Annotated in this window: 24 protein-coding genes; 12 read left to right on the forward strand and 12 right to left on the reverse strand. The window is 66.4% G+C overall.

The window, feature by feature from the left end; all coding sequences use genetic code 11:
* Positions 1 to 118 precede the first annotated feature (118 nt).
* Positions 119 to 505 carry a winged helix-turn-helix domain-containing protein gene (locus EPL01_RS14585; protein ID WP_135826007.1) on the reverse strand — a complete coding sequence of 129 codons (387 nt, stop codon included), beginning with the start codon at positions 503 to 505 and terminating at the stop codon, positions 119 to 121.
* Between the two features lie 133 nt (positions 506 to 638).
* On the opposite strand from EPL01_RS14585, the gene EPL01_RS14590 reads away from it, so the two are divergent.
* Entirely contained in the window at positions 639 to 1919 is a 1281-nt protein-coding gene (locus tag EPL01_RS14590) for an MFS transporter (protein ID WP_135826008.1), read from the forward strand.
* A gap of 37 nt (positions 1920 to 1956) precedes the next feature.
* Here EPL01_RS14590 and EPL01_RS14595 read toward each other — a convergent pair whose 3' ends face one another.
* Positions 1957 to 2196, reverse strand: coding sequence for a hypothetical protein (locus EPL01_RS14595; protein ID WP_135826009.1), 240 nt, complete (start codon positions 2194 to 2196; stop codon positions 1957 to 1959).
* A 137-nt stretch (positions 2197 to 2333) separates the two neighbouring features.
* Here EPL01_RS14595 and EPL01_RS14600 point away from each other — a divergent pair, with 137 nt between their 5' ends.
* Positions 2334 to 3389 carry a phytoene/squalene synthase family protein gene (locus EPL01_RS14600; protein ID WP_135826010.1) on the forward strand — a complete coding sequence of 352 codons (1056 nt, stop codon included), beginning with the start codon at positions 2334 to 2336 and terminating at the stop codon, positions 3387 to 3389.
* 149 nt (positions 3390 to 3538) lie between these two features.
* Positions 3539 to 3913 (forward strand): hypothetical protein, encoded by a 375-nt coding sequence (locus EPL01_RS14605; RefSeq protein WP_135826011.1) that lies wholly within the window; start codon positions 3539 to 3541, stop codon positions 3911 to 3913.
* 69 nt (positions 3914 to 3982) lie between these two features.
* Here the strand turns inward: EPL01_RS14605 and EPL01_RS14610 are convergent, their stop codons facing one another.
* Complete coding sequence (locus tag EPL01_RS14610) at positions 3983 to 4843, reverse strand: 3-hydroxyacyl-CoA dehydrogenase family protein (protein WP_135826012.1); 861 nt, start codon at positions 4841 to 4843, stop codon at positions 3983 to 3985.
* Between the two features lie 219 nt (positions 4844 to 5062).
* Here EPL01_RS14610 and EPL01_RS14615 point away from each other — a divergent pair, with 219 nt between their 5' ends.
* Positions 5063 to 5308 (forward strand): hypothetical protein, encoded by a 246-nt coding sequence (locus EPL01_RS14615; RefSeq protein ID WP_135826013.1) that lies wholly within the window; start codon positions 5063 to 5065, stop codon positions 5306 to 5308.
* Here EPL01_RS14615 and EPL01_RS14620 read toward each other — a convergent pair whose 3' ends face one another.
* Positions 5309 to 5884, reverse strand: coding sequence for a cysteine hydrolase family protein (locus tag EPL01_RS14620; protein ID WP_135826014.1), 576 nt, complete (start codon positions 5882 to 5884; stop codon positions 5309 to 5311).
* On the reverse strand, positions 5881 to 6690 hold the full coding sequence (locus tag EPL01_RS14625; RefSeq protein ID WP_135826015.1) for a YqcI/YcgG family protein: 810 nt from the start codon (positions 6688 to 6690) through the stop codon (positions 5881 to 5883). Before EPL01_RS14625 ends, EPL01_RS14620 begins: the two co-directional genes overlap by 4 nt.
* Before the next feature lie 146 nt (positions 6691 to 6836).
* Here EPL01_RS14625 and EPL01_RS14630 point away from each other — a divergent pair, with 146 nt between their 5' ends.
* The 4 genes from EPL01_RS14630 (at position 6837) to EPL01_RS14645 (ending at position 10135) form a co-directional block, all read left to right on the forward strand.
* Positions 6837 to 7481 carry a helix-hairpin-helix domain-containing protein gene (locus EPL01_RS14630; protein WP_246045706.1) on the forward strand — a complete coding sequence of 215 codons (645 nt, stop codon included), beginning with the start codon at positions 6837 to 6839 and terminating at the stop codon, positions 7479 to 7481.
* Between the two features lie 179 nt (positions 7482 to 7660).
* Positions 7661 to 8455 carry a class I fructose-bisphosphate aldolase gene (locus tag EPL01_RS14635; RefSeq protein ID WP_135826016.1) on the forward strand — a complete coding sequence of 265 codons (795 nt, stop codon included), beginning with the start codon at positions 7661 to 7663 and terminating at the stop codon, positions 8453 to 8455.
* A complete protein-coding gene (locus tag EPL01_RS14640; RefSeq protein WP_135826017.1) occupies positions 8452 to 9387 on the forward strand; it encodes a class 1 fructose-bisphosphatase in 936 nt (311 codons plus the stop codon). The genes EPL01_RS14635 and EPL01_RS14640 overlap by 4 nt, the downstream gene beginning before the upstream one ends.
* Positions 9388 to 9694: 307 nt before the next feature.
* Positions 9695 to 10135 (forward strand): hypothetical protein, encoded by a 441-nt coding sequence (locus tag EPL01_RS14645; RefSeq protein WP_135826018.1) that lies wholly within the window; start codon positions 9695 to 9697, stop codon positions 10133 to 10135.
* Between the two features lie 38 nt (positions 10136 to 10173).
* Here the strand turns inward: EPL01_RS14645 and EPL01_RS14650 are convergent, their stop codons facing one another.
* The 3 genes from EPL01_RS14650 to EPL01_RS14655 form a co-directional block, all read right to left on the reverse strand.
* On the reverse strand, positions 10174 to 10452 hold the full coding sequence (locus EPL01_RS14650; RefSeq protein ID WP_135826019.1) for a hypothetical protein: 279 nt from the start codon (positions 10450 to 10452) through the stop codon (positions 10174 to 10176).
* A 378-nt stretch (positions 10453 to 10830) separates the two neighbouring features.
* Positions 10831 to 11106 carry a Gfo/Idh/MocA family oxidoreductase gene (locus tag EPL01_RS22225; protein WP_368279537.1) on the reverse strand — a complete coding sequence of 92 codons (276 nt, stop codon included), beginning with the start codon at positions 11104 to 11106 and terminating at the stop codon, positions 10831 to 10833.
* Complete coding sequence (locus EPL01_RS14655; RefSeq protein WP_246045708.1) at positions 11043 to 11948, reverse strand: Gfo/Idh/MocA family protein; 906 nt, start codon at positions 11946 to 11948, stop codon at positions 11043 to 11045. The genes EPL01_RS22225 and EPL01_RS14655 overlap by 64 nt, the downstream gene beginning before the upstream one ends.
* 120 nt (positions 11949 to 12068) lie before the next feature.
* On the opposite strand from EPL01_RS14655, the gene EPL01_RS14660 reads away from it, so the two are divergent.
* Positions 12069 to 12953, forward strand: a complete 885-nt coding sequence (locus EPL01_RS14660) for a DMT family transporter (protein WP_135826020.1) — start codon at positions 12069 to 12071, stop codon at positions 12951 to 12953.
* A gap of 62 nt (positions 12954 to 13015) precedes the next feature.
* Positions 13016 to 14833 carry an acyl-CoA carboxylase subunit beta gene (locus EPL01_RS14665; protein ID WP_135826021.1) on the forward strand — a complete coding sequence of 606 codons (1818 nt, stop codon included), beginning with the start codon at positions 13016 to 13018 and terminating at the stop codon, positions 14831 to 14833.
* Between the two features lie 60 nt (positions 14834 to 14893).
* Here EPL01_RS14665 and EPL01_RS14670 read toward each other — a convergent pair whose 3' ends face one another.
* On the reverse strand, positions 14894 to 15274 hold the full coding sequence (locus EPL01_RS14670; protein WP_135826022.1) for a solute carrier organic anion transporter: 381 nt from the start codon (positions 15272 to 15274) through the stop codon (positions 14894 to 14896).
* A 105-nt stretch (positions 15275 to 15379) separates the two neighbouring features.
* Complete coding sequence (locus tag EPL01_RS14675; RefSeq protein ID WP_394346251.1) at positions 15380 to 15811, reverse strand: DoxX family membrane protein; 432 nt, start codon at positions 15809 to 15811, stop codon at positions 15380 to 15382.
* A 306-nt stretch (positions 15812 to 16117) separates the two neighbouring features.
* On the opposite strand from EPL01_RS14675, the gene EPL01_RS14680 reads away from it, so the two are divergent.
* Complete coding sequence (locus EPL01_RS14680; protein ID WP_135826024.1) at positions 16118 to 16492, forward strand: DUF5658 family protein; 375 nt, start codon at positions 16118 to 16120, stop codon at positions 16490 to 16492.
* A gap of 22 nt (positions 16493 to 16514) precedes the next feature.
* Here the strand turns inward: EPL01_RS14680 and EPL01_RS14685 are convergent, their stop codons facing one another.
* A complete protein-coding gene (locus tag EPL01_RS14685; RefSeq protein WP_135826025.1) occupies positions 16515 to 16997 on the reverse strand; it encodes a MaoC family dehydratase in 483 nt (160 codons plus the stop codon).
* A gap of 162 nt (positions 16998 to 17159) precedes the next feature.
* Here EPL01_RS14685 and EPL01_RS14690 point away from each other — a divergent pair, with 162 nt between their 5' ends.
* Positions 17160 to 18350 (forward strand): outer membrane protein assembly factor BamB family protein, encoded by a 1191-nt coding sequence (locus tag EPL01_RS14690; RefSeq protein ID WP_135826026.1) that lies wholly within the window; start codon positions 17160 to 17162, stop codon positions 18348 to 18350.
* 98 nt (positions 18351 to 18448) lie between these two features.
* Here EPL01_RS14690 and EPL01_RS14695 read toward each other — a convergent pair.
* Positions 18449 to 18563 (reverse strand): integrase core domain-containing protein (locus EPL01_RS14695; protein ID WP_135826027.1); only part of this gene is annotated, 115 nt, incomplete at its 5' end.

Raw genomic sequence — 18563 nt, forward strand, 5'->3', positions numbered from 1 at the left:
GATAGGGATCGGCCAGACGACCACGGCCTTCGGCCGCGAGCGCCCGGCCCCTTTCAGTCCACCCAGACAGTGGAACGGTCGGCCGAGCGTGTATCGAGGTGGGACGGTCAGTCGAGCGTCACCGCCACGGAGGAGTCAGATGCACGTGGAATAGCTTCTCGCAGTCCTTCTCGCCACAGACCGGGCAGGTCTCGGTTTCGGGTTCGCCGCCGTCGGTTTCCGCGTCCCTGCCCTCCGCGTTGCTCATCATCTGCGGGTCGGCGGCCGCGATGACCCGTGACCCGGCGTGGCCGAGTTCGTATCCGCCCTCTGCCTCGCGGACGAAGTACGAGCAGAGCTTTTTCAGGTGGTAGTTGAACTTCCCGGTGTCGCGGACGCCGGAACGCTCTCGAAGTTCGGTGAACGACAGCGGGCCGTCGGCCTCCGCGAGTTCCCGCAGGATGGAGACTCGAATCTCGTTGCCGAGGACTTCCAGCGCGTCGGTCACGTCGCCGGAGTTCGTCATCTGCTCACCTCCGAGTTCGCCATGCAGACAATTGCTCGCGCCATCCCATTCAACCCCTCGGAATAAGATAGGATAGATTACAGAACTGGAGTTCGCCGAACGCTAAAGGTGCCCTCGGGCGTCGGCCACGACCATGACCGGACTCGGAGTTCGCGCGGCGGCCCGCCGGAGGGTGGCGGTCCTCCGCGACGTGGACCTGCGGAGGATGCTCGCGGCCCACGCCGTGAGCGTCCTCGGCGACGGCTTCTACACCGTCGCGGCGATGTGGCTCGTCTACGAACTGACTGGCTCGACCGCCTACACCGGACTCGCGGGGTTTCTGACCCGGATTCCCGGCGTGCTGAAGGTTTTCGTCGGCCCGGTCGTGGACCGACTCCCGCTGGGTCGCGTGCTGACGCTCTCGGAGTTCGCGCAGGGCCTCCTCGTCCTCGGGGTTCCGATTGCGGCCGCGCTCGGCCACCTGAACGTCGTGGTCGTGCTGACCGTGATGCCCTTGCTGGCGCTGGCGAACCTGCTGACGGGACCGGCCCAGAACGCGACCCTGCCCCGAATCGTGGCCGACGAGGAGCTAGTCCGGGCGAACTCGGCGGCCCAAGTCACCGCCAAGACGATGGACGCCGCGGCGCGCGGCGTGGCCGGGGTTCTCGTCGCCGCTATCGGTGCCGTCGCGCTCTACGTGGTTGACGCCGCAACCTTCGTCGCGGCCGGGCTGCTCTACGGGTCGCTGTCGATTCCCTCGCGCGAAGGGGGTAACAGCGGTTCCGAGGACGACTCCGACGCCCTCGACTTCGACCGATACCTCGACGACATCCGCGAGGGCGTGGCGGTCCTCACCGACTCGGTCGTCGGTAAGATGCTCGTCGCCAGCCTCTTCGCCAACTTCCTGACGGGGGTCACGCTGGCGGTCCTCCCGGCGTTCGCCGACGCGGTGGGCGGCCCCGAGACCTACGGTCTCCTGCTGTCGGCCACGACGGTCGGCATCGTCCTCGGGTCGGTCGCGGCCTCGGCGGTGGACGAACTTCCCCTCGGCGGGACCACCATCGTCGGACTCGCTTCGGCGGGCCTCCTCTGGGCGCTCGCGGTGGTCCTTCCCGGCCGACTCGTCACGGTGGCGCTGTTCGCCCTCTCGCGGGTCCCCCTCGGCGTCTACAACGTCTCGGTCTCGGCGACGATTCAGACCGGCGTGCCCGACGACTTGCTGGGGCGAGTGACGGCAGTCATCGGGAGCGCGTCGAGTCTCGTCCTCCCGGCCGGGATGCTACTGGGCGGATTCGTCGGCGCGCGCTTCGGCAGTCGGACCATCATGCTCGCCAGCGCCCTCGGGTCGGTGCTGGCCGGGGCCTACTGGCTCGGCGTGCCGTCGCTCCGGAAATTCGGGCCGCCGACCGCCGTCTCGTCGGGGCAGTTCGGCTGACCATCTCGTCGGGACGGTTCGACTGAAATAGAGCGGGTTAAAACAGCTTCTTCCGGATGTCGTCTGCCGTGACCGCGCCCTGAACCAGCCACGAGGCCGTGGGGTGCTTGGGCGCGATGCTGGCCGCGCCGAGCAGGAGGAAGGCACGCTTGGGCTTGCCGTTCTTGAAGGCGAGGGCGGCCTGAAGCACGAACGACGCGACGTTCAGCTTATTCTTCTGGACCTGTAGCGGCTTGCCAGCGAGGACCTTCGCGGCGTCTTTCGGCGTCGGAATCATGCCCCATACGAGGAGTCGGGCGGGGTTAAGCGTTGGGCCGGTGAACAGTCCGACGCGACGCAGCGCGAGTTTCGGCGGTAAATTCTAAGGCGTTTGCTCAAGCTTTTCAATCTCGGGTTCTTAGATACCCCAAGTAAATGGATACGGAGCCGCCCACCGAGCGCCCCGCGGACGGCGACATCGACTGGTGCTTCGATGCCGTCCAGGGCGTCTCTCGAACGTTCGCCATCACGATCGAGGTACTCGAGGAGCCGATGGCCTCCTACATCTGCGTCGGCTACCTCCTCTGTCGGGTCGCCGACACAGTCGAGGACGCTGGTCACATCCCGCCCGAACAGCAGGCCGCCCTCCTCCGGCAGTACGACCGGGCGCTCGACCCCGAGAGCTCGGCGACCATCGAGGAGTTCCGCGACGAGGTCGAGCCGTGGATTCCCGACGAGACCGACGACGACTGGGAGGTCGTCGCCGAGTCTCCTCGGGTGGTCGCCACCTTCGAGTCGCTCGGCGCGGACGCTCAGTCGGCCATCTACCCGCCCGTCAGCGAACTCGTCACCGGGATGGCCGAGTTCGTCGAGCGGTACTCCGACGACGGCGGCCTCCGAATCGGCACCATCGACGAGTTGGAGGAGTACTGCTGGTACGCCGCCGGGACCGTCGGCGAACTCATCACGAATCTGGTCGCACAGGACGTGGACGACCGGCGCGCGGAGATTCTCCGGGCGAACGCCCGCGGATTCGCGCTCCTGCTCCAACTGGTCAACGTCGCCAAGGACGTCTCCGACGACTTCCGCGAGGAGAACAACGTCTACCTGCCCGCGGCGTGGCTCCGCGAGCGCGGCGTCAGCCCCGCGAACGTGACGGAACCGGAGAACGAGACCGCGGTCGCAGGGGTCATCCAGCGCGTGACCCGCCACGCTCGCGGCTACATGGACGACGCTCAGCGGTATCTGGAAGTCCTGCCCGAGTCGCAGGGCAACACCCTCGAAGCGTGGGCCATCCCCTTCCTGCTGGCGGTCGGGACCAGCCGCGAGTTGCTGGAGCGCCCCGAGGACGTGGTCCAAGAGGGCGGCGTGAAGGTCTCTCGCGCGGAAGTGATGGGTCTCATCCAGCTGTTCAAGTCGGGCGACGTGGAGCGCGAGCGAATCGGCGAGCTCCGGTCGCAGTTGGAGGACGAGCCGTTCTCGCCGTCGTGAACTCCCAGCAATATCCTTATTTCTTTTAGAAACTATTTTGATTCTCTTAGAAACGTAATCGTTTCTCTGTCTGCGGGCGCTCGCTGACTCGACTGCGTATCGGTACCAGCGACCACAGGATTATCCCGTTCGCCCTCCTAATGAGGAGGATGCCAGACACGAAGGACGGTCGAGAGAAGAAAGCGGCCGACCGGGAACGACGCCAGCGCGAGCGAGAAATCGACGCGGCGCGTCGTCGCGCCGACGAGGCTAAACCGCCGGACGAAGCCGAGTCAGGTGACGCCGACGAAATCCGGCGTGCGGAGACCCGACGCGAGGAACACTCCGACCCGCCGAGCGAGTGTCACCGCCGCGGTTGTGACAAGACGCCAGCGTTCGCGGTCCTCGAACGGTATCAGGAGGAGACCGGCCACGGTGCCGTCGAGGCCGAGGCCTTCCTCTGTCAGGAACACACCGCCGAGGAGAGTCCCGTGAACCTCGACGCGGCCTATCCGGACTACGTGTTCCGCGTCGTGCCGGTGTAGGGGTCGGGCAAGACGGAGCGAGTGAGAGCGGGCGAGTGAGAGAGTAGGTTAGCTAGACGTATCGAGGACTCAGTACTCGTAGAAGCCCTTCCCGGTCTTCTTGCCCAAGTCGCCAGCGTCCACCTTGCGCTTGAGCAGGTAGGCGGGCTTGTACCGGTCGCCCAGCTCCTCGAACAGCGTCTGGGAGGCGTCGAGACAGATGTCCAGTCCGATGTGGTCGGCGAGTTCGAGCGGCCCCATCGGGGTGTTCGTGCCGAGTTTCATGCCCTTGTCGATGTCCTCCTTGGTGGCGACGCCCTCGTCGTAGGCCCGGATGCCCTCGTTGATCCACGGCATCAGGATGCGGTTGGTGACGAAGCCGGGCTTGTCGTCGGACTCCCACGTCTCCTTCCCCAAGTCCTCGGCGAGTTCGTGGGCGAACTCGGCGACCTCGTCGTCGGTCTTCTCGCCGACGACGACCTCGACACCCTTCATCACCGGGACGGGGTTCATGAAGTGCAGGCCGACGATTTGCTCCTCGCGGTCGGTGACCGAGGCGATGGTCGTGATGGAGAGCGTGGATGTGTTGGTCGCCAGAATCACGTCCTCGGGAATCTCCTCGTCCAAGTCCGCGAAGATGTCCTGCTTGATGTCCATGTCTTCGACGGCGGCCTCGACCACGACGTCGCAGTCCGCGAGGTCCGACAGTTCCGTGGTGCCCGTGATGCGGTCGAGGGTCTGGGCGGCCTCGTCCTCCGAGAGTTTGTCCTTCGAGACGAACCGGTCGAGGCTGTCCTCGATGGAGTCGAAGCCGTTCTGGACGAAGTCCTCCTCGATGTCGCGCATCACCACGTCGTAACCCGATTGGGCCGCGACCTGCGCGATGCCGCTACCCATCGTTCCCGCGCCGACTACGCCGATGCTCTCGATGCTGTCGAGCGTGCGTACCATGCTCGGCAATTCTTGCGGTCGGGTGGTAAGCCTACCGAAATCCGGGACTGCCGACCGGCCGCGAGCGACCGCGACCGACCGACCGACCGACGCGACTGACTCCGCAGTTAGCGAGACCGAGGAGCGCCGAATCGAGGAACAGTCGGAAGTCTACGAGCGCATCTGGGACGAGTTCCCGAGACCGCCGAGGGACTCATCGGGGAGAAGTTCCACGAGGCGATGGCGACCCGACGGCCGGTTGACTTCGACCGCTACGACGAACCGCTCGAACTCTGGGCCGAAAGCAACGCCTACCCCTCCGAGACCGGCCTGTCGGTCTACTTCGTGGACATCTCCGAGCGCGTCGAGACCGAGCAGGAACTCAGCAGGTACCGCAGAATCATCGAGACGGTGAACGGATTGGAGTCGATAGAAACTGGAAGCAATAGAATGCGCGCGGAAACAGCCGAGAGCGTCAAAGAGTAGTCAATCCATCGCGGCGAGCAGGTCCGCCGCGTCGGCGATGCGGGCGAACTCTCCCTGCAACTGCGCGAGCGCGACCCGGTGGTTCTCTGACGCCGAAATCGCGCCGCCGTCGGGCGCTTCCCGGTCGAAGGTGGCGGTCGCGTCCGCGACGACGATAGGCCGGAAACCGAGGTTCTCTGCCATCCGGGTCGTGGTCGAGACGCAGTGGTCGGTCGTCAGTCCCGCGACGACGAGCGTCTCGTACTCTCGCTCGCGGAGCCACGACGACAGTTCCGTGCCGACGAACGCGCTGTTGACGCGCTTGCGGAACTCGGGTTCGCTCTCCCTCGATTCGTCGGGTTCGAGGCCGGGCTTGAACGCGAAGCCCTCGCTGTCGCCTCGGAGCGAGGAGTCCGGCTCTGTCGAGTCGTGGCGGGCGTGGACCACCGGGCGGTCGGCGCGCCGCCACGCTTCGAGGAGGTCCCGGGCGCGCTCCTCGGCCTCGGGATTGTTGCGGTCGCCCCATCCGGGGGCGTCGAACCCGCGCTGGAAGTCCACGAGCAGGAGGACCGCGTCTGGCGGTATTTCGAGGCTCACGCTCCCACCAGCAGGTCGGGGTCGGCCTTGGGATGCTCCCGGGTGACTCGAATCGGGCACTCGTCGGGGGCCTGCTCGTCGTCCGCGGAGAACAGATACTGCTTCCACTCGCGGTCGCCCTCGACGCCCCAGTCGCCGAGGTCGGCGTGGGGACAGACCCCGTCGTACTCCTCGATGCGGCCCTGAATCACGTCTCTGGCGCGCTGACCGGCCTCGGTGTCGGCGGTCAGGCCCTCGAACAGCGTACGGGGTTGGAAGGTGATTTCGAGGCCGACCGGGCAGTATCGGCTCTTGCGGTCGTCGTAGAAGGGCGCGCGACACGTCGGGAACATGGCCTCGCCGCCGAAGCAGAACTCCCAGTAGGGGTCGTCGGGATTCGTCGGGACCTCCTCGGGCCACGGTTCGGGGTCGTGAACGTGGAGGAACTGGAGGACGTGCCAGAGTCGCTCGTGGTACTCGGCCTCCGTGAGGTTCTCCGCGCCCTCCTCGACCGGACGGAAGAAGACCGTGAGCGGGGCGCGCTCGGCGTGGTTCCGGTAGGTGTCGAGGTACTCCAGCAGAGTCTCGCCGAGGGCAAACAGCGAGTCGGGGTCGGTAGTCGACTCGCAGAAGGTGTAGAGGCCGTCGCCGTCTCGCTCCATCTCGACGCCGAAGTAGCACGGGAAGGGCGTGTCGTTTCGCTCGCCGAGGAGTCCCTCGCGGAAACTCTCGTAGTGGGCGACCGCCCAGTCCGGAAGCGCTCCCGACTCGACTCGGCGGCGGAGCGTCGATTGGTCCAGCAGGACGTGGAGTCCGGGTTCGTTCATAGTCGCTCTTAGGAATTGGGGGGCGTAGGCGTTTCGCAAATAGACAGTCGAGCAGGGTGTCGGACTAAACGTATTTACGCTATGATACAGTTTGCAAAACATTCAAGCCCTATCGGTGTGACGCTGAAATAAATCGGTGACGCCCCGTGAGCAACAATGACGCCCCCGACGACCCGAAAATCAACGACGAGGAGGCGCTGACCGACATCCACTTCGTCGGCCCGGCGACTGCGGAGGTGCTTGCCGAGGCTTCCTTCGACGCCACAGGTATCAGCGACAAGACAGTATCCTACGAGATGTTGCAGGACGCGGGCGTGAACCCCGGCGTCGCCACCCGCCTGCGAAAGGAACACTCCCTGCCGTGGTCGTTCGGCGGAAGCGACGAGGACGACGACTCGCTCGAACAGCGCTCCGAGAAGGTCCGCGGACTCAAAGACGAGGAGCGAGCGTGGGTCGCCGCCAGCAGCGGCGACTGGGAGTCCGAAGACCCCGAAACCACCGAGACGACCCAGACCACCGCCGACGGCGACTGGACCCCGACCGGCGAGGCGACCACCGACGGGAGCGGTGCGGCCGCGGAGGCCGAGGCGGCGTGGCGCGAGCGGAGCAAACCCGACCCCGTGACCGACGTGCCCGGCGTGACCGAGAAGATGGCCGAGATTCTGGCCAACGGCGGCATCACGTCGGTCCGGAGCCTCGCCACGGCGGACCCCGAACACGTCGCCGACTCGCTCGGCCTCGGCGTCGAGCGCGTCGAACGGTGGCGCGACGAGGCAAAGGACCTCGCCTGATTCCGCTCCTCGCTCTCCGTTCCCGATCGCCCTACTTTTTACTATCTGAGTAGTAAGTTTCCAGATTCAGAAGACGGGAGCAGGTCCGGCCTCGCGGTGCGTTACGGCCTCTGAGACTGTTTCTCAGGGGCCGTTGTGACCATTAGACTCTTATGCGATGTTACCGGAGATTGGAACGAATGATACCACTCGAAGACTCCCCGGTAACGCGCAACGGCAACGCGCTCATTCTCGCGTACGACCACGGACTCGAACACGGTCCCTCCGCGGACTTCAGCTCGGTGCCCGACACCCTCGACCCCGAGCAGGTGTTCGACATCGCCACCCACGACGCGGTCACGTCGCTGGCGGTCCAGAAGGGCGTCGCCGAGACCTACTACCCCTCCTACGACGACGACGTGAACCTGCTGGCGAAGCTCAACGGCACCAGCAACCTCTGGATGGGCGAACCCCACTCGCCCCAGAACTGGACGGTCGATTACGCCGCGGAACTGGGTGCCGACGCGGTCGGCTACACGGTCTACTCCGGTTCGAACCACGAGACCGAGATGTACGAGGACTTCCGCGACATCCAAGAGAAGGCTCACTCGGAGTACGACCTGCCGGTCGTCATGTGGTCGTACCCCCGCGGTCAGGGCATGAAGAACGACACCAAGGAGTCGGTCATCGCCTACGCGACCCGCATCGCGCTGGAAATCGGCGCCGACATGGCGAAGGTCAAGTACCCCGGCAGTCGGGAGGCGATGGAGTGGGCCGTCCAGTCGGGTGCCGACATGCCGGTCGTGATGTCCGGCGGCTCGAAGGTCAGCGACTACGAGTTCCTCTCCAGCGTCGAGGCCGTCATGGACGCTGGCGGGTCGGGTCTCGCGGTCGGTCGGAACGTCTGGCAGCGCGACGAACCCAAGCGCATCCTCGACGCGCTCGAACAGGTCATCTTCGAGGGAGCCACCGCCGACGAAGCACTCGACGAATGAGCGACGCCGAATCGCCGCGCGTGGAGGCCGAAGCCGAGGACGCGATTTCCGAGGCCATCGAAGTCGTCGCCCGGTCCGCCCCCGAAATCCGAGACGGCCTGACGGGCCGCCGGACGAAGACCGACGACGAGAACGCCAGCGGCGAGACCCAACTCGCCGCCGACGTGTGGGCCGACGAACTGCTGGCCGAGCGCCTCTCGGCCATCGAGGGCGTGGGCCAGTTCGCCAGCGAGGAGCGCGACGAGGTTATCGACGCGGGCGAGGGCGACTTGGCGGTCGCCGTGGACCCCCTCGACGGCTCCTCGAACCTCAAGTCCAACAACTCGATGGGCACCATCCTCGGAGTCTACGAGGGCGAACTGCCCGCCAAGGGTCGAAAACTGGTCGCGGCGGCCTACGTCCTCTACGGCCCCATCACGACGATGGTGGTCGCGCGAGAAGGCGAGGTCACCGAGTACGTGATCGAGAGCGAGGCGCAAAGCGCCTCGGACAGTCGAGCGGCGGAGCCGCGAGACGGCGCGGAGGACGCCGAGCGCCGCGCGGTCCGCGAGGACATCTCGCTACCCGACGACCCGACGGTCTACGGGTTCGGCGGCCGGGTGCCCAACTGGACCGACCGCTTCGCCGACTACGCCGGGGACGTCGAGGAGGAACTCAAACTCCGCTACGGCGGCGCGATGATAGGCGACGTGAATCAAGTCGTGACCTACGGCGGGGTGTTCGCCTACCCCGAACTCGACTCGCGGCCCGAGGGCAAACTCCGCCTCCAGTTCGAGGGCAATCCCATCGCCTACATCGTGGAGTCCGCAGGCGGGGCCTCCTCGAACGGGACGGAGTCGCTGCTGGACGCCGACGCCGAGGAGATTCACCAGCGCACGCCGGTCTACGTCGGTAACGAGGACCTCATCGAGAGACTCGAAGCCGAGTTCTGAACCCGGCCAGCGCGCTGTTCGATTATTTCTCTCACGCTGTTTCCGAGGATTTCTGACTGACCTGTCCGAGTCGCGGGAGCGCCGGGCGGTCCAGCCGCCGGGGTGCACTCGGCCGACTATACCACGGGCAAACGCCCGACTGACCAACCGACGCGAAAGCTCTGTGAGTCAACCGCCGTGGGCGGGGGCTTCAAGAGGACATCACCACACCGATTCCGGCGGTTTGCAGTCATACGCTTGTCGAGACGACTACCCGGAACATTCCGAAACAGTTGAGTAATTTCGACCGACACCGCCGTCAACGTCGATGCAAGTCGCCCTCCACCTGCTCACACTCGCAACCGTCCTGCTCGTCACGCTCGCGGTCGGCGTCTGCGCCCACGAACTCCTGCATCTGCTCGGGTTGTCGTTCACCGACGCCGACTACACCGTCACCGTCCTGCCGGACGCGGGCGAATCGTCGCTCCAGAGCGCCGTGGCCAGCGGTCTGGTCCGGGTCGAGATTACTCGCGTGCCCGACTCGACGCCGGACTGGATGCTCCGCGTGGCCGCGCTCCTGCCGGTCCTGCTGGCCCTGCCGCTCGCGCTGGTGCTGGTCGGCGCGCTTCCCGACCCCCTCGCGGCGGGCGACCACGTGGCGACCGTCGCGCTGGTCGCGCTGACCGGGTGCGGCCTGCCGAGTCCCGCCGACTGGTCGGTGGTGTGGTACGGCTCTGACCTCGCCGAAGCATATCTTTTTAATTTTTAAACACAGTATTTTATTCCCTAAAGATAGAATTACATTTCTCAAACGTCGCTCCGGAAGTGCGCCACCGCCGCGCCAGCGGTCAGCGCGAAACGGGCGAACGCCGCGGGGAGGTCTACCCGCTGGCCGGTCCAGTAGCCGACCAGCGCGACGACGACCGTCGAGAGCAAGAAGAGGAGGCCGCCGAGGAGCGCGACGCCGAGGCCGACCGATTCGGGCGTCGAGTCGGTCAGCAGCGCCGGAGCGAAGCTGTCTATCTGTCCGACTGCACCGAGGACGAGTCCGAGGAGGGCGAACGAAGCGGGGACGATGCGGTCCATGTGGTCGTGGCGTGACGGCGAGATGTGATAAATTTGGGGTGTTCTGTGGCTCGACGTGTGACTTCGATATGATGGCGAGTACGAACCGCGGAGTTGGCTGGTCTACGAACCTGAACCGGAGAACCGATGTGATGTTGTCTTCTTGAAGCCCCCGCCCGGTCGCGGTCGCTTCGCTCCCGCAGACACCGCCCGACCTTGGATAGGGGCCGACCAGCGACTAAACTGGACGCGACCGGGCGGCCCCTTCATCCCACCCGAGGGAAGTTTCACGGGGCGCATGCCCCGGTGGACGAGTCACCGAGCGCGTTCCCGTGGTTTGTGGCACCGAGCGCCCCGCGGCGGCGCGGCCGCCGCGGTCGGCGGGAGGCGGGGAGAAAGTCAGAGAGTCACGTCGCCGACTTCGACGCGCTGGCCCGTCTCGGCCGACTCGTAGATGGCCTCGACGGCCTCCATGTCGGCCACGCTGTCGCGGCCGTCCGGGTCCGGCCGGGTGTCGGTCAGGATGCAGTAGGCGAAGTACTCGAACTCCTCGGCGACTTCGTTGACGAACTCGCCGGTGTAGGAAAACTCCTCGTCGCCCTTCGTCACCGTCAGCGTCGGGTTGATTTCCGAGTTGAACGCCGGGGCGAGTTCGGCCTGCCCCTCGGTGCCGATGACCCGGAGGCGGTCGTCGGCCTGCGCGCCGTAACTCGCCGTGCAGGAGGCCGTCGCGCTCTCGGAAACTCCAACTGGAAGGCGACGTGTTCGTCCACGCCCGAAAACTCCGGGTCCGGCGAGGAGGTCGCGGCCTGCGCGGCGGTGGGTTCGGCGTCGAGCAGGAATCTGGCGGCGTTGAGGGGGTAGACGCCCACGTCCATCAGCGCGCCGCCGCCGGAGAGGTCCGGGTCGAGTCGCCACTGGTCGGCGCTCCCCTCCTCCAAGATGTGTCCCGTGAACCCCCCGTGAAACTGAACCGGGTCGCCCAGAACCCCGTCGCGCACCATCTCGCGCAGTCGGCGCGTCGCCGGGTCGATTTGGGGCCGGTAGCCCACCATCAGGGTGACGCCCGCGTCCTCGCAGACTCGGACCATCTCGCGCGCTCGGTCCGCACTCACCTCGATTGGCTTCTCGCAGAGGACGTGCTTGCCGTGGGCGGCCGCGGTCGTCGCGTAGTCGAGGTGGAGCGCGTTCGGTCCCGCGACGTACACCGCATCGAAGGCCTCGACGCCTTCGCCCGCCTCGAACTCGTCGTAGGTGAGGGTGCGGCCCACGTCGTACTCGTCGGCGACTCGCTCGGCCTTCTCGGGCGACCCGCTCACCAGCGCCGTGATTTCGCAGAAACTCGTCCGGTCGGTCGGGCCGGTCGCCTCGCCGGACAGCGCGGGCAGGACGTGGTCCCGAGCGAATCCGCCGAGGCCGACGAGGGCGAGACGGATGGGTCCGTCAGCATCCGTCCCGCCGCTTTCCTCCTCCCAGTCGCGGGCTGCGAACTCGGAGAAATACGAATCGAGGTCCATGTCCCTCTCCTCGGGCCGGACGCCGGAAAGGCTACTGGCGTCGAGTCGGACGGTCCGGCGTCCCGAGACTCGACCGGAGGCTACCAGTCGATTCTGCCCGGCAGACGACGAAGCGGTCCCGTGGTTGGACTCGGAATCTGGTACGCGACGCTCTCGGCGCTCGTCTGGGGCGGCTACCTGTTCAGCCTGAAGCGGTACTTCTCGCGCTTCCCGGCCGCAGTCGTCATCGTCGCTGCCAACGCCGCCGCGGTCGCGTGGTACCTCCCGGTCGTCGCGCTCCGGCCAGCGGACGGTCCGGTCGTGGACGCGGCGGTGACCCCCGGCGCGCTCGCACTCGTCGCCTTCGTGCTGGTCGCCAGCGCCGCGGCCACCGTCGCGCTCCTCTCGGCGATTTCCGCTGGCGACGTCTCCTACGTCGCCCCGCTCGGGAAACTCGTCCCGGCGTTCACCCTGCCCCTCGAAGTCCTCCTCGTCGGCCAGCACCTCGACGGCGCGCAGGTCGTCGGCGTCGGGTTCGCCACCCTCGCGGTGTATCTGGCGAACTACCAGGGGACGGGCCTGTTCGCGCCGCTCCGCCGGGCGGCGACTTACCGGCCCGCGCAGTTGGCGCTCGGAAGCGCGGCGGTCTTCGGCGCGGTGGACGTGGGCACCCGAGTCCTGTTGCAGGGCGTGGGGATTCGCCCCGACGTGTGGGTGCTGGGCTACACCGGCGGGGTCGGCCTCGTCCTCGTTCCCCTCGCGGTCCGCCAGTGGTCGCACGCCGAGGAGTTCGCCCCCGCAATCCCGACATTCGCCGCGCTGGGCCTCGTCGTCGCGGTGGCGAGCCACGCCATGATGCAGGCGTTCGCGGTCCTCCCGGCCAGCGTGGTCTCGCCGATTCTCAACACGCAGGCCATCGTCGCGGTCGTCCTCGGCGGCGTCCTCCTCGGCGAGGACCGGTTCGCGCTCCGACTGGTCGCCGGGGCGGTTGCGGTCGTCGGAATCTCGCTCATCGCGCTGGGGTGACCGCAAGATTCGGTCGAACCGAAAGGGAAAACTGTTTGAAATCGCTGGCCGCAGTCTGGTACATGAAAGTCCGTATCAGCGACGGGGCGACCGACGAGGAGGCCTCCGCCATCGGGGAGGCGCTCGCCCAGCACGTCCGCGACGAGGTGGAGGTGTACGTCGGCGACGCCGACTCGCCAGCGGTAGTCCGCGACCGGCCGACGACCGCGGGGTCCGCCAGTCCCGCCGGAAGACCCGACGAGACCGACGACGACCTCGGGCCGACCGACCGCGAGTACGCCCTCTGGGACGAAATCGAGGACATCGAACTCGGCGGTCCCGAGAAGTACAAGGAGCGCCTCGAAAAGCAGGGCAAACTCTTCGTCCGCGACCGCCTCGACCTCTGGTTCAACGACGAGGGAACCTCGTCGAGCAGTCGGACGCAGTCCGACGACGGCGAGGACGGAATTCTGTTCGAGGACGGCAAGTTCGCCAACTTCGACTCGTGGCACCCCGACAGCCCGGAGGTCGAGGAGGGCAACGACGACCGACTCCCCGGCGACGGCCTGCTGACCGGCGCGGCTGAGTTCGAGGGCCGGGAACTCCACTTCATGGCCAACGACTTCACCGTCAAGGCCGGGTCGATGGCCGAGAAGGGCGTCGAGAAGTTCCTCCGGATGCAACAGCGCGCGCTGAAGAACGGCAAGCCGGTCCTGTACCTGATGGACTCCTCGGGCGGCCGCATCGACCAGCAGACCGGCTTCTTCGCCAACCGCGAGGGCATCGGCAAGTACTACTACAACCACTCGATGCTCTCGGGCCGGGTGCCCCAAATCTGCGTCCTCTACGGTCCCTGCATCGCCGGGGCGGCCTACACCCCGGTGTTCGCCGACTTCACCATCATGGTTCGGGACATGTCCGCGATGGCCATCGCCTCGCCGCGGATGGTCCAGATGGTCACGGGCGAGGACATCGAACTCGAAGAACTGGGCGGCCCGGACGTTCACGCCCAGCAGTCCGGCAGCGCCGACCTCGTGGCTGAAGACGAAGAACACGCCCGCGAACTCGTCGCTGATTTGGTCTCGTATCTACCCGACAGCGCGGACGAGAAGCCCCCGCAGACCGAGGGCAAGCCCCCGCTGAAGTCCCCCGAGGGAATCGACTCCATCGTCCCGCAGGAGCCGAACAAGGGCTACGACATGACCGACGTCATCGACCGGGTCGTGGACGAAGGCTCCTACTTCGAACTCAAGCCCGAGTACGGCAAGGAAATCATCACCGCGTTCGCCCGCATCGACGGCCGACCGGTCGGCATCGTGGCGAACCAGCCAGCACAGCGCGCCGGGGCCATCTTCCCCGACGCCGCCGAGAAGGCCGCCGAGTTCATCTGGACCTGCGACGCCTACGAGATTCCCCTGCTGTACCTGTGTGACACCCCCGGATTCATGGCCGGGTCGCAGGTCGAGAAGGACGCGATTCTGGAGAAGGGCAAGAAGTTCATCTACGCGACCTCCTCGGCGACCGTGCCCAAACAGACCGTCGTGGTCCGGAAAGCCTACGGCGCGGGCATCTACGCCATGGGCGGCCCGGCCTACGACCCCGAGAGCGTCATCGGTCTGCCTTCCGGCGAAATCGCCATCATGGGTCCGGAGGCCGCCATCAACGCGGTCTACGCCCGGAAGCTCTCGGAAATCGAGGACGAGGAAGAGCGCGCCCAGAAGGAGCAGGAACTCCGCGAGGAGTACCGCGAGGACATCGACGTCCATCGGATGGCCAGCGAGGTCGTCATCGACGAAATCGTGCCCCCGAGCACGCTCCGAACCGAGTTGGAGAACCGCTTTGCCTTCTACGAGGGCATCGAGAAGGACCTGCCGGACAAGAAGCACGGCACCATCCTGTAGTCGGTCCGGACGGTGTCACTCGGCCGCCTCGGTCGAAAAATTCGGGGGTCGGTTTGGGTCTCAGCAACCGGAGCAACATTCGGTGCTGTCGGGGTCTTCGACCTGACTACAACAGCTACAGATGCTATCGGCAGGGTCACAGCAGTCGTAACACCCGTACGCACAGGGCGAACAGTCGCAGTTGCTCCGACAGAACGCCGTACACTCGTCGTCGGGGGTGACGAGAGTCTGGTCGTCGTCGAGGGTCGTTTCGACTTCCTTGACCGTCTCCCACGTCGGATTTTCGACGGTGCCGACCGTCTTGCCGTCGCTGACGATGCGGAGTCGGTCGTACTTGTCGATGGCCGTCGGTTTCGCGCCGGGTCGGGAGGACGCCCCCGCCAAGCCGGTACTGAGGACACTACTCGCCGCGATTCCTTTCAGGAGGTTTCTGCGCTTCATGGCGCAACTACTACAATACAATAGTTGGAAATAAATTATTTTCTAGCTAATATGAAATATAGGGTCGGCGGACGAGAGCCACCGGGATGAAATCCGCCCTACTACCTATCGGTGTTCTCTCACGGCGTCCACGAACGCCGCGAGCGCCAGTCCGACCAGCCCAACGTCTCGCGCCAGCACGTCGCCGAACTGTCCGGTCGTGGCCCACACCACCGCGAGGTAGCCCACCGTCGCCGCGAGCGAGACGGCCGCGACCGCCGCGGCGAAGGCAGTGTAGCGGTCGGCCAGCAGGGCGAGACCGAACCCGATTTCGAGCCAGCCGTTGACGAGCATGAAGACGACGGGCGAGACGACCAGCAGGGGCGCGAGCCAGTCGGTGACGTAGACGGCCCACGCCGCCGGGTCCAGCAGTTTGTGGACGCCCGCGGCGACCAGCATCCCGCCGAGGCCCCAGCGCGTCAGGAGTTCTGCCGCGGGGAGTCGAGACGCCGTCCGACCGAACGCCGATTCGACCGCCCGGCGCGCATCGTAATCCACCATACCTCGGCGTAGGAGGCCAGCGACCGAAAATCGTCGGATTCAGACGTGTAAGTTGGTCAGTAAACTCGGCGTACTCCCGGTGTCGCAGGTCAGTCCTGTGTTCGAATATCGGCCGTATAATGCGGCGTTTTCCCTCGTATCGTCGGCCGAGCGCCGGATTTTCGACCCTCTAGCGCTCTCGCCGGAGCGACGACGCGCCGAGTCGGTTAACCGCACGTGTCAGCGGCTAAGGAGCCGTATAACAATGGGAGAGTCGGTCGTTCGTCTGGTCGTGACGAGGCACACCACTCGCCGGGGGTCGACATGAGTTCGGACGGACGCTACTGGCCGACGCTGACTCGGCCCGGAGACGGGCGCGTGACCGCCGCGATGACGGGACTCAGCCGCTGGGAGCGCACGCTGTGGGTGCTGGTCGGCGTCGCGCTCGTCGGCGACCTGCTCACGACCTACTACGGCCTCCAGATGGGCCTCACCGAGTCGAACCCGGTCGCTCGGGCCGCCATCGAGCGATTCGGCTTCTCGGCGATGGTCGGTCTGAAGCTGTTCGCGGTCGGGGTCGGCCTCTGCTGTCGGCGACTCCTGCCCGAGCGCCACGGTCTGCTCGTGCCCGCCGGGTTGGCGGTACCGTGGATGGGCGCGGTCGTGATCAACCTCTCGCTGTACGCGATGGTGTCGTGACTCCGACTGGCTCCCGCTTCGATTACTGATTTTCCTTCTTCAGCGACAGCACGGTCCGGTCGAACTCGCAGACAAGCGTCTCGCCGTCGCCTTCGGTACCGTCCTCGTCGCGGTTGACCGCGAACGCCTCGACGTGCATCGTCACGACGCCGCGCTCGCCGTCGCTGGTCTCGCGCTTGTCGGTCACGGTCGATTGGGCGCGGATGGTGTCGCCGTGGAACACCGGGTTGGGGTGTTCTACGTCGTCGTAGCTTAGGTTGGCGACGATGGTCCCGTCGGTGGTGTCCGGAATCGAGACGCCGACCGCGAGGCTCATCGTGTAGAGTCCGTTGACGAGTCGCTCGCCGAACTGGGTGTCCGCGGCGAAGTCGGCGTCGAGGTGGAGCGGTTGCTGGTTCATCGTCATGTCGCAGAACTGCTGGTTGTCCGACTCGCTTACGGTCCGACGCTTCCCGTGTTCGATAGTCTGGCCGACCTCGAACTCCTCGTAGTAGAGTCCTGTCACGTGAAGAGGGTCGGCCCGCCACCGCAAAAATCCCGCCGGTTTCGGCCGATAAGCATCCGTTACCACTGTTTCAGGCAGTACCTGAGACGTCGGTAACTGGACCATAACAAAGGGTAAGACGGGAGTAAATTCGGTCGCAGTCAGTCACAGTCGAGGCTTACCATGACCGAGGACACGTGCCGGTTCGAGTGGGCGCGACCGCAGACAGCGGACGACGAGCGCGTCGACTCTCCCGCCGGGCGCGAAGCGGTGCCAGGGACACCGCGGGGCGCGACGCCCTCGGCCGGTGGACCGGACGCCCGCCAGAGACAGGGCTGGCGGGCGCGTTCGGAGGCCGACGCAAATCAGCGTGTGACGCAGGCCCCCGACCGGCGCGTGACTTCGGCGGACTCGCGGGTTCAGTTCCGGTTTCGAGCCACTGGACCGGTCGAAACCGCACCCGCGGTCCGCGACGGGACGGTGTACCTCGGTTGTGCGAACGGCTGCACGCACGCCTTCGACGGCGACACGGGGCGCGAGCGGTGGTCGTTTCGGACCGGCGACCGCGTTACCGCGCCCGCTGTCGCTCAGGGGGTCGTCTACGCGGGAACGAACGGCGGCACGGTCGTCGCACTCGACGCCGCGACGGGGAACCCCCGCTGGGAGTTCGCGGCCGCGGGCGGCTTCCAAGCCGCCCCGGCGGTCGCGGACGGGGAAGTGTTCGTCGCGGCCGACGGCGGCCGCGTCGCGGCCCTCCACGCCGCGGACGGCTCTCGACTCCGGGCGTTTCAGAACGCCTCGCGGGCGCTCTGCTCGCTCGGACTGGACGGCGCTCGATTGCTCCTCGCAAGCCTCGACGGCGGGGCCTACGCCCGCGACCGGACCGACGGCCGCGAGCACTGGCGCTTCGAGCCCTCTCTGGCGGTCCGTCACGCCCCCGAAGTCGCCGACGGCGTCGCCTACCTCGGGACGGTAGACGACGGCCGAGTCCACGCGATTTCGGCGGTCACGGGCCGCGAGCAGTGGCGAGCGGAAACCGATGGCGGCGTGTGGGCGTCGCCGACAGTCGCAGACGGAACCGTCTTCGTGGGAAGCGGGGACGGTTCGGTCTACGCTTTCGACGCCGAGGAGGGTTCGCTCGCGTGGCGGACCGACCTCGGCGCGCGGATTTGGGCGTCGCCGACGGTGGCCGACGGGGCGCTCCTCGTCGGCACCGATTCAGGGGCGGTGTACGCCCTCGACGGGGAGGATGGGTCGGTGCTGTGGTGGTACCGGGCGGCGGACGCCGTGGTCGCTCCCGCGGTCGTCTCGGGCGCGACGGCCTACGTGGCCGACTGCGGCGGGACCGTCACTGCGCTTTCGCTCTCGGCGTAGTCTTCGAGCTATCGAGTCGGTTTCAGTACTCCTCGAAGCGGTTGTAGAAATTCATACAATTGTTTAGAGTAACCAGAGATATTTTTAAACGGCACTGTCTAGTTACGCACCTCCTGAATCGGGGTGCGTCCATCGAGTGCTTGATGCGGTCGTTGTGCGTTATAATAGTGTGTAAACTGTACAAGCCACTCGCGGGCGCTTTGCTGACTGCCC

The organism is Halorussus ruber, assembly GCF_004765785.1.
Lineage (GTDB): Archaea > Halobacteriota > Halobacteria > Halobacteriales > Haladaptataceae > Halorussus > Halorussus ruber.

What these genes read in the sequence shown, in the direction of transcription:
- EPL01_RS14585 (WP_135826007.1), bottom strand. Translation starts at nt 505, where the DNA reads ATGACGAACTCCGGCGACGTGACCGACGCGCTGGAAGTCCTCGGCAAC.
- EPL01_RS14590 (WP_135826008.1), top strand. Translation starts at nt 639, where the DNA reads ATGACCGGACTCGGAGTTCGCGCGGCGGCCCGCCGGAGGGTGGCGGTC.
- EPL01_RS14595 (WP_135826009.1), bottom strand. Translation starts at nt 2,196, where the DNA reads ATGATTCCGACGCCGAAAGACGCCGCGAAGGTCCTCGCTGGCAAGCCG.
- EPL01_RS14600 (WP_135826010.1), top strand. Translation starts at nt 2,334, where the DNA reads ATGGATACGGAGCCGCCCACCGAGCGCCCCGCGGACGGCGACATCGAC.
- EPL01_RS14605 (WP_135826011.1), top strand. Translation starts at nt 3,539, where the DNA reads ATGCCAGACACGAAGGACGGTCGAGAGAAGAAAGCGGCCGACCGGGAA.
- EPL01_RS14610 (WP_135826012.1), bottom strand. Translation starts at nt 4,843, where the DNA reads ATGGTACGCACGCTCGACAGCATCGAGAGCATCGGCGTAGTCGGCGCG.
- EPL01_RS14615 (WP_135826013.1), top strand. Translation starts at nt 5,063, where the DNA reads ATGGCGACCCGACGGCCGGTTGACTTCGACCGCTACGACGAACCGCTC.
- EPL01_RS14625 (WP_135826015.1), bottom strand. Translation starts at nt 6,690, where the DNA reads ATGAACGAACCCGGACTCCACGTCCTGCTGGACCAATCGACGCTCCGC.
- EPL01_RS14635 (WP_135826016.1), top strand. Translation starts at nt 7,661, where the DNA reads ATGATACCACTCGAAGACTCCCCGGTAACGCGCAACGGCAACGCGCTC.
- EPL01_RS14640 (WP_135826017.1), top strand. Translation starts at nt 8,452, where the DNA reads ATGAGCGACGCCGAATCGCCGCGCGTGGAGGCCGAAGCCGAGGACGCG.
- EPL01_RS14645 (WP_135826018.1), top strand. Translation starts at nt 9,695, where the DNA reads ATGCAAGTCGCCCTCCACCTGCTCACACTCGCAACCGTCCTGCTCGTC.
- EPL01_RS14650 (WP_135826019.1), bottom strand. Translation starts at nt 10,452, where the DNA reads ATGGACCGCATCGTCCCCGCTTCGTTCGCCCTCCTCGGACTCGTCCTC.
- EPL01_RS14655 (WP_246045708.1), bottom strand. Translation starts at nt 11,948, where the DNA reads ATGGACCTCGATTCGTATTTCTCCGAGTTCGCAGCCCGCGACTGGGAG.
- EPL01_RS14665 (WP_135826021.1), top strand. Translation starts at nt 13,016, where the DNA reads ATGAAAGTCCGTATCAGCGACGGGGCGACCGACGAGGAGGCCTCCGCC.
- EPL01_RS14670 (WP_135826022.1), bottom strand. Translation starts at nt 15,274, where the DNA reads ATGAAGCGCAGAAACCTCCTGAAAGGAATCGCGGCGAGTAGTGTCCTC.
- EPL01_RS14680 (WP_135826024.1), top strand. Translation starts at nt 16,118, where the DNA reads ATGAGTTCGGACGGACGCTACTGGCCGACGCTGACTCGGCCCGGAGAC.
- EPL01_RS14690 (WP_135826026.1), top strand. Translation starts at nt 17,160, where the DNA reads ATGACCGAGGACACGTGCCGGTTCGAGTGGGCGCGACCGCAGACAGCG.